Genomic DNA, 14,184 nt, shown 5'->3' on the forward strand with positions numbered 1-14,184 from the left:
AGGTCACACCGGAGGTCAGTGGACCGTGACGGGCGCGAGGTCGTTCTGGCGCGCCAGCACGAAGGCGAGGCTGCGATCCTTCACGAGCGCGAGCCGCTCGCCGTCCGCGCGGTGCACTGCGTAGATCGTGTCGAGACCCGCGGCCTGCGTCCTGACGTCGTCGGGCAGGTCGGCCACGGCAACGGGACGGACATAGACGGTCCGGCCCTCGTCGAGCACCTTGAAATCAACCTTGGTCTGCATGGTCCTTACCCCTTCCTGATCTGGATCGTCTGCACCACCGTCTCGGGACGGCTCAGCTTGAGGTCGACGTGCAGAAGTCCGTTCTCCATCATCGCCTCGCTGACCTCGACCCCGTCCGCCAGCACGAAGCTGCGCTGGAACTGGCGCGCCGCGATGCCGCGGTGCAGGAACACCCGCTCCTCGCCGTCCTCGGCCTGCCGTCCGCGGATCACCAGCTGGCGATCCTCGACGGTGATCGAAAGGTCGGATTCGGAGAACCCCGCCACGGCCAGCGTGATGCGGTACGACACTTCCGATGTCTGTTCGATATTGTAGGGCGGGTAGCCTTCGTTGCCAGATTTCGCCGTCCTCTCGAGAAGGCGCTCCAGCTGTTCGAACCCCAGCAGGTGGGGATGCGACCCCAGGGTAAGCTTCGTCATCGACACGTCCTCTAATGCAAGCGACCGTGACACGGCGTCCCGTTGCGGCGACCCGTTCGGAGACAAATATGGGTCGCGCGCGAGCACCGCGCAAGTGCCGCAAGTCTTTGCGCAGGCACGGCAAGCCGCTATATTGCGTGGGCCACCCAGCCGGAGAGACGCCCGCGATGAACGCCCCCACCGACCTTTCGATGAAGACCGACGAGGTTCTGAGGGTCGAGCTCGAGGTCTTCCGACGCGAACACCGCGACCTCGACGAGGCGATCCGCGCCCTGCAGGAACGCGGCACCTCGGACGCGCTGACGATGCAGCGGCTCAAGAAGAAGAAGCTGCAGCTCAAGGACCGCATCGCGCTGATCGAGGACCGGCTCCTGCCCGACATCATCGCCTGAGCCGGCGTCGCGCCGCCATTGCCTCGCGCGGGTGACAGGGTATAACGCGGGCGCGACGGGATAGGGATAACGATCATGGCGGAGGCGACCGCACCGAGGGTCGGCATCATCATGGGAAGCCAGTCCGACTGGCCCACCCTGCAGGAGGCCGCGGCGATGCTCGACGCGCTCGAGGTGCCGCACGAGACCCGTATCGTGTCGGCCCACCGCACACCCGACCGGCTCTGGGACTATGCGACGACCGCCGCCGATCGCGGCCTGTCGGTCATCGTGGCGGGGGCCGGCGGGGCCGCGCACCTGCCCGGCATGGTCGCGTCCAAGACCCGCCTCCCGGTGATCGGCGTGCCGGTGCAGACCAAGGCGCTCGGCGGGGTCGACAGCCTCTATTCCATCGTGCAGATGCCGCGCGGCTTTCCCGTGGCCACGATGGCGATCGGCGCGGCCGGGGCGGCCAATGCGGGCCTCATGGCCGCGCAGATCCTCGCGCTCACCGATCCCGCGCTCGACGGCCGCATCGCGGCGTGGCGCAAGGCGCTTTCCGACGCGATCCCCGACGCGCCCAAGCGGGACTGAACGCTCCCTTTCCCTGCACGCACGCCTCCGCCCGCGAAAGGTCCGGACCCATGACAGCGCCCCTCCCCCCCGGCAGCACCCTCGGCATTCTCGGCGGCGGCCAGCTCGGCCGCATGATCGCGGTCGCGGCCGGGCGGCTCGGGCTGCAGGCCCATGTCTACGATCCGGCCGAGGCGCCGCCCGCGGGTCAGCTCGCCGCGCGCACCACCACCGCCGCCTGGGACGACGAGGCGGCCCTCGCCGCCTTCGCCGACGCGGTCGACGTCATCACCTACGAGTTCGAGAACGTGCCGACCGCGTCGCTCGACCTGCTCGGCGCGCGCCGCCCGATCCGCCCGGGCCGCGAGGCCCTGCGCGTGAGCCAGGACCGGCTGACGGAAAAGGAATTCCTGTCCGGGCTCGGCCTGTCGGTCGCGCCCTTCGCGGCAGTCCACGACGCGGCCTCGCTGGCCGAGGCGATGGCCCGCATCGGCACCCCCGCGATCCTCAAGACCCGCCGGTTCGGCTATGACGGCAAGGGCCAGGCACGCATCGCCGCCCCCGGCGACGCCCAGGCCGCCCTCGACGCGGTGCAGGGAGCGCCCGCGATCCTCGAAGGCTTCGTCGCTTTCCGCCGCGAGGTGTCGGTGATCGCCGCGCGCGGGCTCGACGGGTCGGTGGCCTGCTTCGACCCGGGCGAGAACGTGCACGAGGACGGTATCCTGCGCACCACCTCGGTGCCGGCGCGACTGACCGCGACGCAGCGCACCGACGCGGTCCTCCTGGCGGCGCGCATCCTCAACGCGCTCGACTACGTGGGCGTCCTGGGGGTCGAGCTCTTCGTGACCGACGCGGGCCTCGTGGTGAACGAGATCGCGCCCCGGGTCCACAATTCCGGCCACTGGACGCAGAACGGCTGCGCCGTCGACCAGTTCGAACAGCACGTGCGCGCGGTGGCGGGCTGGCCGCTCGGCGACGGCGCGCGACACGCGGACGTGGTCATGGAGAACCTCATCGGCGATGACGTGGACCGCGTGCCCGAGATCGCCCGCGAGGCGGACACCGCGATCCACCTCTACGGCAAGGATGCCGCGCGCCCGGGCCGCAAGATGGGCCACGTGAACCGCATCCTGCGCTGACGCGCCTCTCAGGCGAGGAAGCGCGCCGCGACGGCGCCCTGCATGTGGCTGACGACGCCGCCCGCGATCGTCGCGCCGATCCGGTCGTCCGAGTCGAGCACGACGAGGTCGGCGCGCAGGCCCGGCGCGATCCGACCCCGGTCCGCGAGCCCCAGCACCCGCGCCGGCCCCTCGGACACGAGCCGCCACGCGGCCTGCCAGTCGAGGACGCCGTCCGCCACCAGCCGCCGCACCGCCCAGAGGAGCGCGGGGTAGTGGTAGTCGGAGGCCAGCGCGTCGCAGAGACCGGCCGCCACGAGGTCGCGCGCCGACACGTTGCCCTTGTGCGAATTGCCCCGCACCACGTTCGGTGCACCCATGACCACCGCGTCGCCCGCCGCGCGCGCCGCCTCGGCCGCGACGCGGGTTTCGGGGAACTCGGCGATGGCGGCACCGCGGGCACGCCACGCGGCGCGGGTGTCGGTGTCGCGGTCGTCGTGGCTCCCGAGCCGCACGCCCGCCGAGACGAGCCGTTCCGACAGGGCCGCGACCGCCCCCGGCACCTCGGCGTCGCGTGCGTGCAGCCCGCGCATGAACGCCAGATGCGACTCGGGGCTGCGGCCGCTCTTCAGCGCCTGGCCGGTATATTGCCTGGGCGCCCGCCCCGCCGCGAGCCGCGCATGGTCGAGATGGTCGTTCCAGACCACGTAGCCGATCCCGTGCCGTGCGACGAGCGCCTCGGCCCGGGCGTGTTCGTCGAGGAGGTGCGTCTCGATGCGCAGCTGCACACGCAGGTCCGTCGCCACCCGGGGCTGCAGCTCGGCGATGCCGGCGATCACCCGCTCGGCGAAATCCGGGCCGCGCAGGCCGCCCTCCCAGCTCCAGAACTGGGCAAGGACGGCGGTGGTGATGCCGTTCGCGGCGAGCTCGGCGTCGGTGTTCAGAAGGCCCGGCCGCACGTCGTCGAGGATGCCGCGCCGCGGCGCAACGTGCCGCTCGAACCCGTCGCCGTGCAGGTCCACGATTCCGGGAAGCACGCGGAAGCCGTCGAGGTCGACACTGCGGCCGGCGGGCGCGTCCGCGATCCGGCCCCCGGCCAGGTGCACGGGCATGTCCGTCCAGCCGTCGGGTCCCAGCACACGGGCGCCGGTCAGGGTCAGGGACGGCCTCATCTCCGGCGCCCCGTGACCGACAGCGCGACGCCGCCCAGCACCAGCGCCGCGGCGCCCGCGAAGGTCGGCGTCAGGGCCTCGCCCAGGAACAGCATCCCGCCCGCCATGGCGATCACCGGGACGGTCAGCTGCGCCACGGCCGCAACGCTGGCCTCGAGCCGCGGCAGCACGCTGTACCAGAGCGCGTAGCCGAGCCCCGATGTCACCGCGCCCGACAGGATCGCAAGCGCCACGCCATAGGCGTCCGGCACCGCCACGCCGCCGCCGCTGCCGGCCATCAGGAGCCCCGCGACGAGGCCGAGCGGCGCGGCGAGGAGGAAATTCGCGGCCGTCGTCACCAGCGGGTCGCCCGCGCCGCGTCCCGCCAGCGAGTAGACGCCCCAGCCGACGCCCGCCGCCGCCATCAGCGCGCCGTGCGGCAGGCTCACCTGCGCCCCTGCGCCGGGCCAGAGCAGCCACGCGAGGCCGCCGAGCGCCAGCGCGGCTCCGGTCCAGCGCCGGACGGGCAGCGCCTCGCCCGCGGCGAGCGCGCCGCCGAACATGGTGATCTGCACCACACCGAAGAGGATCAGCGCCCCGAGGCCCGCGTCGAGCGACAGGTAGGCGGCGGAGAAGCCGTAGATGTAGACGAGCAGCGACAGCACGCCCATGGCGCGCCGCGGCCCGCCCAGCGCCAGTCCGCCGCGCAGCACGAGGCAGAGGATCGCCAGCATCGCCGCGCCCGCGACCAGCCGGACGGTGCCGAAGGTCGCCGCGTCGATGGCACCGTCGGCCAGCGCCATGCGGTTCAGCACGGAGTTCGCCGCGAAGGCGGTCATCGTCAGCACGGTCAGCAGGACGACGCGCATCAGCCCGCGAATGCCTCAGGGTAGACCAGCGTGTCGGTCGGCGTGTCCTCGCCCGGCCGCGCGATCAGCGTGTGGCTGATCGGATAGGGCGAGACCAGCCCCTGTGCCCGCGCGCCCGAGAACCCCGCGCGGCGGTAGAAGGCCGGGTCGCCCAGCACGACCACCGTCTGTCCGGCCGCGACCGCCCAGGCGGTGACGAGGCCCACGGCGCGGCGGCCGATGCCCCGCCGCTGGCTGTCGGGTTCCACCGCCACCGGCGCGAGGCAGAGCCAGCCCGAGGGCGCGCGCATGGACGACAGCGCGAGATAGGCAAGCGGCGCGGTCTCGCCCGGCACCACGCATTCGCCCGCGATGTCGCCCGCGCGGCGCAGGCGCCGCACCAGCGTCGCCTCGTCGGCGCCCCCGAAGGCCCGGCGCAGGAGCGCGTCGACCGCGTCCTCCTCGCCCGCGCGCATTTCCCGCAGGAACCGGCTCTGGAACATGGGCTTCCCTCTCTTGCCGCGCAGGCCGCGGCCGATGCCGGACTAGCACGCGGCGTGGCCGGGTGCATCCCCGCACGCCGCGCCCCCGCAACGGAAAACGGCCCGCGCGGATGCGCGGGCCGTTCCCTGTCTGACCGTCGGTCAGGCGGATGATTACATCATGCCGCCCATGCCGCCCATGTCGGGCATGCCGCCGCCGGCTTCTTCCTTCTTCGGCTTTTCGGCCACCATCGCCTCGGTGGTGATGAGCAGGCCGGCGATCGAGGATGCGTCCTCGAGCGCGGTGCGCACGACCTTCGCCGGGTCGATGACGCCGAACTTGAACATGTCGCCATATTCGTCGGTCTGCGCGTTGTAGCCGAACTTGAGGTCGGAGGATTCGCGGATCTTGCCCGCGACGACCGAGCCGTCGACGCCCGCGTTCTCGGCGATCTGGCGCAGCGGCGCTTCGAGCGCCCGGCGCACGATCGCGATGCCCGCGGTCTGGTCCGAGTTCTCGCCGGTCAGGCCTTCGAGCGACTTCGCGCCCTGGACGAGGCTGACGCCGCCGCCGACCACGATGCCTTCCTGGACCGCGGCGCGGGTCGCGTTGAGCGCGTCGTCGACGCGGTCCTTGCGCTCCTTCACCTCGACCTCGGTCGCACCGCCGACGCGGATCACCGCGACGCCGCCTGCGAGCTTGGCAACACGCTCCTGCAGCTTCTCGCGGTCGTAGTCCGACGTGGTTTCCTCGATCTGGGTACGAATCTGGCTGACCCGTGCCTCGATCTCGGACTTCTCGCCGGCACCGTCGACGATGGTGGTCTCGTCCTTGGTGATCGACACGCGCTTCGCGGAACCCAGCATTTCCATGCCGACGTTCTCGAGCTTCATGCCGAGGTCCTCGGAGATCACCTGGCCGCCGGTCAGGATCGCGATGTCCTGCAGCATGGCCTTGCGACGGTCACCGAAGCCCGGTGCCTTCACGGCCGCGATCTTGAGGCCGCCGCGCAGCTTGTTCACCACGAGGGTGGCGAGCGCTTCGCCTTCCACGTCCTCGGCGATGATGAGGAGCGGCTTCTGCGACTGGATCACCTGCTCGAGCAGCGGAACCATCGGCTGCAGCGACGACAGTTTCTTCTCGTGGAGAAGGATCATGCAGTCGTCGAGTTCCGCGATCATCTTCTCGGAGTTGGTCACGAAGTAGGGCGAGAGGTAGCCGCGATCGAACTGCATGCCCTCGACGACTTCGACGTCGGTCTCCATGCCCTTGTTCTCTTCGACGGTGATGACACCCTCGTTGCCGACCTTCTGCATCGCCTCGGCGATCATCTTGCCGATCGACGCTTCGCCGTTCGCCGAGATGGTGCCGACCTGTGCGACCTCGTCGGAGTTCTCGACCTTGCGCGATGCCGACTTGATCTGCTCGACGACCTTCGAGGTCGCGAGGTCGATGCCGCGCTTGAGGTCCATCGGGTTCATGCCGGCGGACACGGCCTTGACGCCCTCGCGGACGATCGCCTGTGCGAGCACGGTCGCGGTGGTGGTGCCGTCACCCGCCTCGTCGTTGGTGCGGGAAGCGACTTCCTTCACCATCTGGGCGCCCATGTTCTCGAACTTGTCCTCAAGCTCGATTTCCTTGGCCACCGACACACCGTCCTTGGTGATGCGGGGGGCGCCGAACGACTTGTCGAGGACGACGTTGCGGCCCTTGGGGCCCAGCGTCACCTTGACGGCGTCGGCGAGGATGTTGACGCCGCGCAGCATGCGGTTGCGGGCGTCGGTATCGAATTTCACGTCCTTGGCAGCCATAGTCTATTCACTCCTGCTTCAGGAAAAATTTCGGGATGATCGGGAAGGCGGCGGCGCTCAGGCGGCCTTTGCGGCCTTCGCGTCCTCGATGATGCCGAGGATGTCGGATTCCTTCATGATCAGCAGCTCTTCGCCGTCGATCGTCACTTCCGTGCCCGACCACTTGCCGAAGAGGATGCGATCACCGGCCTTCACGGCCATGTCGATCAGCTCGCCCGAATCCTTGCGCGCGCCATCGCCACACGCAACGACCACGCCCTCAGCCGGCTTTTCCTTCGCGCTGTCGGGAATGATCAGACCGCCCTTGGTCTTCTCGTCACTCTCGACGCGGCGGACCAGGACGCGGTCATGAAGCGGTTTGAATGCCATCTTCGAGTCTCCTAGCTCAAAGTGTTCCGTCGATGTCCCCCCATCGGGCGGACACGTTAGCACTCACCTTGGTCGAGTGCTAACGCTCGGGATTTAGGAAAAGCTCACGCGGCTGTCAACGCTCTTGTGGGGTAAATCTGGGGGCTGCCGTGCCGTCTTGCGACCCGAGGCGCCACATCCCGGCAACGACCTGCCGACCGCTGCCGGATCAGCGGACCCCGGCGCGCGCGGTCCAGTCGGCGAGCCCCGCATGTCCCGCATCGGTCAGCGCGTAGACCCCGCGGCTGACGCGCTCGAACCAGCCGTAATGGTTGTCGGACAGGATGCCGCCCGCGCGGGCGATGCCCGTCGCGGCGCGGACGTCCCGGGGACTGGCGGTGCCGGTCTCCGCCAGGTGCGCGGCACAGGCAAGCGCGTCCTGCCGGTAGGCGGTGACGATGCCGCGCCGCGTGGCGCCCCCGGCGTTCGGATCGCCCCGCAGCGTCTCGAATTCCCGCAGGAGCCGGGCGGCACCGCGCGCATTGCGCCGCGGGGCGCCCGCCCCCGGATCGCAGAGCACCTCGGGCCTCCCCTCAGCATCGACGACGATCAGGCCGAGCCCGATCCGCCGGCAGAGATGCAGGTTCTCGGTCAGCCGCCGACGCCCGCTGCGTCCTCCGGGCCGCAGAATGGCGACGTAGACGTGATCGGCGACCGACAGCCGCGCCACCGCCTGCAGGTAGAGCCTGAGCGACGGCACGAGCTTCAGCTCGACCACCACGGGCGGCTCGTCGCCGCGCCGCGCCACGAGATCCGCCGCGCCCACCTCGCCCTTCACGACGTAGCCCTGCCGCTCGAACAGCGCCTTGACGGGCAGATAGAGGTCGCTTTCGCGGGTCATGGCCGCGCTTTTCGCCCCGGCGCTTGAGCTTGGCAAGCCGGTCCCCTACCCTCCGGTGCGATCCCGCAACGCGGAAAGCCTCCCCCCATGCGCCTCATCGCCTCTCTCGTCGTCCTTGCCCTGTCGGCGGTCCCGGCCCTTTCCGAATGTGCCGGCCGCGACCTCCGCGCCACCATGAACGCGGCCGAACGCGCCGAACTCGACGAGGTGCTGGCGGACACGCCCTATGCCGAGGGCAACCACTGGATCGCGCGGCGCGACGACACGGTCATCCACCTCGTGGGCACCGTGCATCTTCCCGATCCGCGGCTCGAGAGCGTGGCCGAGACGCTGCGCCCGATCGTCGAGAGGGCGGGAAAGCTCCTGCTCGAGATGACGCCGCGCGACCGCGCGGAACTCGAGGCGCGGATCGGCGACGACCCGGACCTTCTCGTGCTCGAGGACACCTCGCTGCCGGAGCTGATGGACGAGGACAGCTGGCAGACGCTCGCCGCGGCCGCCGAGGCGCGCGGCATCCCGGCGATCGTCGCGGCCAAGATGAAGCCCTGGTATCTCTCGACCATCCTCGCCCTGCCGCCCTGCGCGGTCGCGGGCCTGCGCGACGGCAACGGGCTCGACGCGCAGCTGCAGGCGGCGGCAGAGGAGGCCGGCGTGCCGATGGCGCCGCTCGAGGATTTCGACACGATCTTCCGGCTCTTCGGCAGCGCCTCGCTGGCCACGCAGGTGCGCATGCTCGAATCCTCGCTGATCGACCCCGAGGACAGCGAGGACATGTTCGCGACGCTCCTCGCCGCCTATTTCGACGAGAAGCCCGCCGAGAGCTGGGAGGCCACGCGCATCCTGTCGCGCCGCATGTCGCCGCTGCCGCCCAGCATCGCCGACACCGCCTTCGACCAGATGGAGGCGACCCTGCTCGTGCGCCGCAACCGCGACTGGCTGCCGGTGATCCTTGCCGCCGCGGGGTCCGATCCGATCGTGGTCGCCGCCGGCGCCGCGCATCTGCAGGGCGCCGACGGCCTCGCCCGCATGCTCGCGGACGAGGGCTTCACGCTGGAGCGGGCGCCGTTCTGACGCGCCCCGTTCAGGCCGCGAGGCCGCGCCCGCGCAACAGCGCCTCGATGCCCGGCATCCGCCCGCGGAACGCGGTGTAGAGGTCCTCCGCCTCGGCCGAGCCGCCGCGCGACAGCACATTGTCGGAGAGCCGCCGCGCCACCTCGGGATCGAAGGCGTTGCCCGCCTCCTCGAACGCGGCGAAGGCGTCGGCATCCATGACCTCGGACCACATGTAGCTGTAATAGCCCGAGGAATAGCCGTCGCCGGCGAAGACATGGGCGAAATGCGGCGTGGCGTGGCGCATGGCGATCGCCTCGGGCATGCCGATCGAGGCCAGCACCTCGGCCTGCCGCGCCATCGGATCGGCGGGCGGCGGGCCGTCGTGGAACTCGAGGTCGACCAGCGCCGAGGCCACGTATTCCACCGTCTGGAATCCCTGGTCGAAGGTCGCGGCCGCGAGCACCCGCTCCAGCATCGCGGGCGGCATGGGCTCGCCGGTCTGCACGTGCGTCGCATGCCGCCGCAGCACCTCCGGCACCTCGAGCCAGTGCTCGAAGAGCTGGGACGGCAGCTCGACGAAGTCGCGGGCGACGCTGGTGCCCGCCACCGACGCGAAGTCCACGTCGGACAGGAGGTTGTGCAGCGCGTGCCCGAACTCGTGGAAGAGCGTGCGCGCGTCGTCGTAGGACAGGAGCGCCGCCTGCCCCGCCGGCGGTTTCGAGAAGTTGCAGACGTTCACGGTCACGGGCGAGCGCGCCTCGGGTCGCCGCGCCTGGCTGCGGAGCGCCGAGCACCACGCGCCCGACCGCTTCGACGCCCGGGCAAAGTAGTCGCCGATGAAGACGCCCACATGCGCGCCGTCTCGCATCACCTCCCACGCGCGGCAATCGGGGTGGTAGAGCGCCACGTCGAGCGGCGCGAAGTCGAGCCCGAACAGCCGGTGCGCGCAATCCATCGCCGCCTCGATCATGCGGTCGAGCTGCAGGTACGGCTTCAGCGCCGTCTCGTCGAGATCCTGCTCCTCGCGCCGACGCGCCTCGGAATAGTAGTGCCAGTCCCACGGCATGAGCGGGCCGTTCACCCCGTCCGCCTGCATCCGCGCCTCGAGCGCCGCGGCATCCTCAAGCGCGCGGGCGCGCGCCGGTGTCCAGACGTCCATCAGGAGGTCGCGCACCCGGTCCGGGCTGCCCGCCATCTCGGTCTCGAGCTTGTAGGCGGCGAAATTCGCGTATCCGAGGAGCTGCGCGCGCTCCGCGCGGAGTTCCAGCACCTCGCCCGCGATGGCACGGTTGTCGGTCTCGCCGCCATTCGCCCCACGCGCGGTCCAGGCCCGCCACGCCCGCTCCCGCAGGTCCCGGCGCGGCGAGAACTGCAGGAACGGCACGATCAGCGACCGCGACAGCGTCACCACGGGACCGCCGGCACCGCGCTCCTCGCCCGCCGCGCGGGCCGCATCGGCGAGGAAATCGGGCAGCCCCTCGAGATCGGCCTCTGCGAGGTCCATCTGCCAGCCGGCCTCGTCGGCGAGCAGGTTCTGGGTGAACTGCGTGCCGAGGACCGACAGGCGCGACTTGATCGCGCGCATGCGTTCAGCCTCCGCCCCCTCGAGCGCCGCGCCTGCCCGGACGAACGACCGGTGCGTCAGCATCAGGACGCGCGCCTCCTCTTTCGACAGGTCGAGGTCGGCGCGGGCCTCCCACAGCGTCCGGATGCGGTCGAAGAGCGCGCGGTTCGCGAAGATCGCCGAGGAATGGTCGGCGAGCTTGGGCGAGAACTCTCGCTGCAGCGCCTGCCGGCGGTCGTTGGTGTGCGCCCCGGCAAGCGAGAAGAACACCGACAGGACGCGGTCGAGCGCCCGGCCCGCGCCCTCGAGCGCGACGATGGTGTTCTCGAAATCGGCGGGCGCTGGGTTCCGCGCGATCGCCTCGATCTCGGCCAGGTGCTCGGCGCGCGCGGCCTCGAAGGCGGGCGCGAAATGCGCGTCGTCGATGGCGTCGAAGGGCGGCAGGCCGAACGGCGTGTCCCACGGCGCCAGAAGCGGATTGGTCATCTCTCGCGTCTCCATCACTGGTCCGACCGCGGCGCGGGCGCGTGCCCGCCGCAGACCGGACAACCTTCCCTGCGGGCGAGCGCGATGGTCCGCGTCTCGCCCCAGAGCGCGTCGTAGATCATCATCTGCCCGCGCAGCGCCTGTCCCGCGCCGGTCAGGACCTTGACCGCCTCGACCGCCATCATCGACCCCACGACGCCGGGCAGCGGCCCGAGGACCCCCGCCTCGGCACAGGACGGCGCGAGGCCCGCGGCGGGCGCCTCCGGGAAGATGCAGGCATAGCAGGGCGCACCCCGCGCGGGATCGAACACCGACAGCTGCCCCTCCCACTGGCTGAGCGCGCCCGACACGAGCGGCTTTCCGGTCGCCACCGCGGCGGCGTTCGCGGCGTAGCGCGTGGCGAAGTTGTCCGAACCGTCGAGGATCACGTCGAAATCGGCGAAGAGATCGGCCGCGATGTCGTCGGTCAGGCGCCGGTTGTAGGGCCGCACGGTGACGAAGGGGTTCTGCGCGCGCATCGCCGCCTCGGCCGAGAACACCTTGGGCATGCCGATATCGGCGTCGCGGTGGATCACCTGCCGCTGCAGGTTCGCGTTGTCCACCACGTCGTCGTCGATCACGCCGATCGTGCCCGTGCCGCAGGCCGCGAGGTATTGCAGCGCCGGCGCGCCGAGCCCGCCCGCACCGATCACCAGCACGCGGCCCTCGCGCAGGGCCTTCTGCCCCGGTCCGCCGATCTCGCGCAGGACGATGTGGCGGGCATAGCGTTCGAGCTCGGTGTCGCTCAGGGATCCGGGGGCCGCGGTCGGCGCCGCGTCGGCCCGTTCCCGGGCCACGGCCGCCTCGTTCCGCTCCGCGCGGCGCCGCACGCGTCCGAGGGCCGCCCGGTAGGCCAGCACCAGTGCCACGAGACCCGCCAGCACCAGCCAGAGCGCGGCGCTGCCGCCCGTGGCCTCGCGCAGCGGGTGGCCCGCGGGCAGCACCACCTGCAGCATGAGCACGGCCACGAAGAGAAGCCCCAGCATGTAGGCGCGCGCGGCCCGCGGGGCCCCCATCAGGTGGCCGAGCCCCCAGAGCGTCGCCGCGATGAGCAGCACGAGGATCATGCGCGCTCCCCTTTCCTGTCAGGACCGGCCGGTGGACCCGAAGCCGCCCGCGCCGCGCGCGGTGTCGTCGAGCGTGGCAACCTCGGCGAAGGCCGCGCGCACCACCGGCGCCACCACGAGCTGCGCGATCCGGTCGCCGTGGTCGATGCGGAACGCCGCGTCGCCCGAGTTCATGACGATCACGCCGAGCGGACCGCGGTAGTCGCTGTCGATCGTCGCAGGCGCGTTGGGCAGCATGATCCCGTGCCGCAGCGCGAGCCCCGACCGCGCGCGCAGCTGCACCTCGTAGCCGTCGGGGATGGCGAGCCTGAGGCCGGTCGGCACCAGTGCCCGCGCGCCGGGGGAGAGGTCGATGCCGCCCCGGTCGGCGAAGTTCGCGCGCAGGTCCGCGCCCGCGGCGCCCGCGCTCGCATAGGCGGGCAGGCCCAACGCGCGGTCCGCGTCCTCCTCCCACGCGAAGGCGACAGTCACGGGGGTCATTCCGCCTCCAGCGCGTCGGCGAGGCGGTGCGCGAGGCGCGCGGCCACGGCGTCCTTGCCGGCGCGGTCCCAGGTCTCGGATCCCTCTGCGGTGATCAGCGTCACGGCGTTCTCGGTCCCGCCCATGATGCCGGTCGCGGGCGACACGTCGTTGGCGAGGATCCAGTCGCAGCCCTTGCGCGCGCGCTTGGCCGTCGCGTTGGCGATGACGTCGTCGGTCTCGGCGGCAAAGCCGACGACGAGGCGCGGGCGCCCCGAGTCGAGCTGCGCGATCTCGGCCAGGATGTCCGGGTTTTCCTCGAAGGCCAGCGCCGGCAGGGTGCCCGCTGTCTTCTTGAGCTTCGACGCGCTCTCGTGCGTCACGCGCCAGTCGGCGACCGCCGCGGCAAAGATCGCCGCGTCCGCCGGCAGCGCCGCGAGGACGGCGGCACGCATCTCGCGCGCGGTCTCGACCCGGTGCACCTGCACACCCAAGGGCGGCGGCACGGCGGCGGGCCCGGTCACGAACACCACCTCGGCGCCAAGATCGGCGAGGGCGCGGCCGATGGCGTTGCCCTGCGCGCCCGAGGACCGGTTGGCGATGTAGCGCACGGGGTCGATCGGCTCGTGCGTCGGGCCCGAGGTCATCACGATCCGCCGCCCCGACAGCCTGCCGCCGCCAAGCGCGCCCTCGATCGCCGCGACGATCTCGGCCGGCTCGGCCATGCGGCCCGGCCCGAACTCGCCGCACGCCATGTCGCCGTCGTTGGGCCCCACGACCCGCACGCCGTCCGCCCGGAGCGTGTCAGCGTTGCGCCGCGTCGCGGGATGCGTCCACATCCGCACGTTCATCGCGGGCGCGACCAGCACCGGCGTGTCGGTCGCCATGAGCAGCGTCGAGGCGAGGTCGTCCGCATGGCCCTGCGCCATCTTCGCCATCAGGTCCGCCGTCGCGGGCGCGACCACGACGAGGTCGGCAACCCGCGACAGCTGGATGTGGCCCATCCGGGCCTCCTTGGTGAGGTCGAAGAGATCGGCATGCACCTCCTCGCCCGCCAGCGCCGCCACCGACAGGGGCGTCACGAATTCCGCCGCCGCGCGCGTCATGACCGGGGTCACCGCGACGCCGCGCTCGCGCAGCCGCCGGATCAGCTCCAGCGCCTTGTAGGCGGCGATGCCGCCGCCGATGATCAGAAGGATGCGCTTGCCCGCCAGCATGACCTGCCGTCCGTACCTCGGCCGCGCACCTGC

General features: G+C 71.5%; 16 protein-coding genes. 4 read left to right on the forward strand and 12 right to left on the reverse strand.

Going from position 1 to position 14,184, the window contains the following annotated elements:
• Positions 1-15: 15 nt before the first annotated feature.
• Positions 16-243, reverse strand: a complete 228-nt coding sequence (locus tag RISW2_RS04355; protein WP_043767159.1) for a DUF1150 family protein — start codon at positions 241-243, stop codon at positions 16-18.
• A 5-nt stretch (positions 244-248) separates the two neighbouring features.
• Complete coding sequence (locus RISW2_RS04360) at positions 249-662, reverse strand: Hsp20 family protein (protein ID WP_043767160.1); 414 nt, start codon at positions 660-662, stop codon at positions 249-251.
• 167 nt (positions 663-829) lie between these two features.
• On the opposite strand from RISW2_RS04360, the gene RISW2_RS04365 reads away from it, so the two are divergent.
• From RISW2_RS04365 to RISW2_RS04375, 3 genes are all read left to right on the forward strand, one after another.
• Positions 830-1,054, forward strand: coding sequence for a YdcH family protein (locus tag RISW2_RS04365; protein WP_043767162.1), 225 nt, complete (start codon positions 830-832; stop codon positions 1,052-1,054).
• 75 nt (positions 1,055-1,129) lie between these two features.
• Positions 1,130-1,627 carry a 5-(carboxyamino)imidazole ribonucleotide mutase gene (gene purE / locus RISW2_RS04370; RefSeq protein ID WP_043767164.1) on the forward strand — a complete coding sequence of 166 codons (498 nt, stop codon included), beginning with the start codon at positions 1,130-1,132 and terminating at the stop codon, positions 1,625-1,627.
• 50 nt (positions 1,628-1,677) lie between these two features.
• Entirely contained in the window at positions 1,678-2,745 is a 1,068-nt protein-coding gene (locus tag RISW2_RS04375) for a 5-(carboxyamino)imidazole ribonucleotide synthase (RefSeq protein WP_043767166.1), read from the forward strand.
• Between the two features lie 8 nt (positions 2,746-2,753).
• On the opposite strand, the gene RISW2_RS04380 is transcribed toward RISW2_RS04375, so the two are convergent.
• From RISW2_RS04380 to RISW2_RS04405, 6 genes are all read right to left on the reverse strand, one after another.
• Positions 2,754-3,896, reverse strand: coding sequence for an alpha-D-ribose 1-methylphosphonate 5-triphosphate diphosphatase (locus RISW2_RS04380; protein ID WP_043767168.1), 1,143 nt, complete (start codon positions 3,894-3,896; stop codon positions 2,754-2,756).
• Entirely contained in the window at positions 3,893-4,744 is an 852-nt protein-coding gene (locus tag RISW2_RS04385; RefSeq protein ID WP_043767170.1) for a DMT family transporter, read from the reverse strand. The genes RISW2_RS04380 and RISW2_RS04385 overlap by 4 nt, the downstream gene beginning before the upstream one ends.
• Positions 4,744-5,226 carry a GNAT family N-acetyltransferase gene (locus tag RISW2_RS04390; protein ID WP_043767172.1) on the reverse strand — a complete coding sequence of 161 codons (483 nt, stop codon included), beginning with the start codon at positions 5,224-5,226 and terminating at the stop codon, positions 4,744-4,746. The genes RISW2_RS04385 and RISW2_RS04390 overlap by 1 nt, the downstream gene beginning before the upstream one ends.
• A gap of 153 nt (positions 5,227-5,379) precedes the next feature.
• A complete protein-coding gene (groL, locus tag RISW2_RS04395) occupies positions 5,380-7,017 on the reverse strand; it encodes a chaperonin GroEL (RefSeq protein ID WP_043767173.1) in 1,638 nt (545 codons plus the stop codon).
• 57 nt (positions 7,018-7,074) lie between these two features.
• On the reverse strand, positions 7,075-7,386 hold the full coding sequence (locus RISW2_RS04400; protein WP_043767175.1) for a co-chaperone GroES: 312 nt from the start codon (positions 7,384-7,386) through the stop codon (positions 7,075-7,077).
• A gap of 208 nt (positions 7,387-7,594) precedes the next feature.
• On the reverse strand, positions 7,595-8,266 hold the full coding sequence (locus RISW2_RS04405; protein WP_043767177.1) for a DUF2161 domain-containing phosphodiesterase: 672 nt from the start codon (positions 8,264-8,266) through the stop codon (positions 7,595-7,597).
• A gap of 87 nt (positions 8,267-8,353) precedes the next feature.
• Here RISW2_RS04405 and RISW2_RS04410 point away from each other — a divergent pair, with 87 nt between their 5' ends.
• Positions 8,354-9,337 (forward strand): TraB/GumN family protein, encoded by a 984-nt coding sequence (locus tag RISW2_RS04410; protein WP_043767178.1) that lies wholly within the window; start codon positions 8,354-8,356, stop codon positions 9,335-9,337.
• 10 nt (positions 9,338-9,347) lie between these two features.
• Here RISW2_RS04410 and RISW2_RS04415 read toward each other — a convergent pair whose 3' ends face one another.
• The 4 genes from RISW2_RS04415 to coaBC are packed head-to-tail and all read right to left on the reverse strand — an operon-like array spanning position 9,348 to position 14,151.
• Positions 9,348-11,369, reverse strand: a complete 2,022-nt coding sequence (locus RISW2_RS04415) for a M3 family metallopeptidase (protein ID WP_043767394.1) — start codon at positions 11,367-11,369, stop codon at positions 9,348-9,350.
• 14 nt (positions 11,370-11,383) lie between these two features.
• The gene (locus tag RISW2_RS04420) at positions 11,384-12,475 is read right to left on the reverse strand and encodes a HesA/MoeB/ThiF family protein (RefSeq protein ID WP_043767180.1); all 1,092 of its coding nucleotides are present in this window, start codon (positions 12,473-12,475) and stop codon (positions 11,384-11,386) included.
• Positions 12,476-12,493: 18 nt separating this feature from the next.
• Positions 12,494-12,955, reverse strand: a complete 462-nt coding sequence (gene dut, locus RISW2_RS04425) for a dUTP diphosphatase (RefSeq protein WP_043767182.1) — start codon at positions 12,953-12,955, stop codon at positions 12,494-12,496.
• Positions 12,952-14,151: a bifunctional phosphopantothenoylcysteine decarboxylase/phosphopantothenate--cysteine ligase CoaBC gene (coaBC, locus tag RISW2_RS04430; RefSeq protein ID WP_043767183.1), complete on the reverse strand. Its 1,200-nt coding sequence runs from the start codon at positions 14,149-14,151 to the stop codon at positions 12,952-12,954. The genes dut and coaBC overlap by 4 nt, the downstream gene beginning before the upstream one ends.
• Between the last annotated feature and the right edge of the window lie 33 nt (positions 14,152-14,184).

Source organism: Roseivivax isoporae LMG 25204, from assembly GCF_000521865.1.
Taxonomy (GTDB): Bacteria; Pseudomonadota; Alphaproteobacteria; order Rhodobacterales; family Rhodobacteraceae; genus Roseivivax; species Roseivivax isoporae.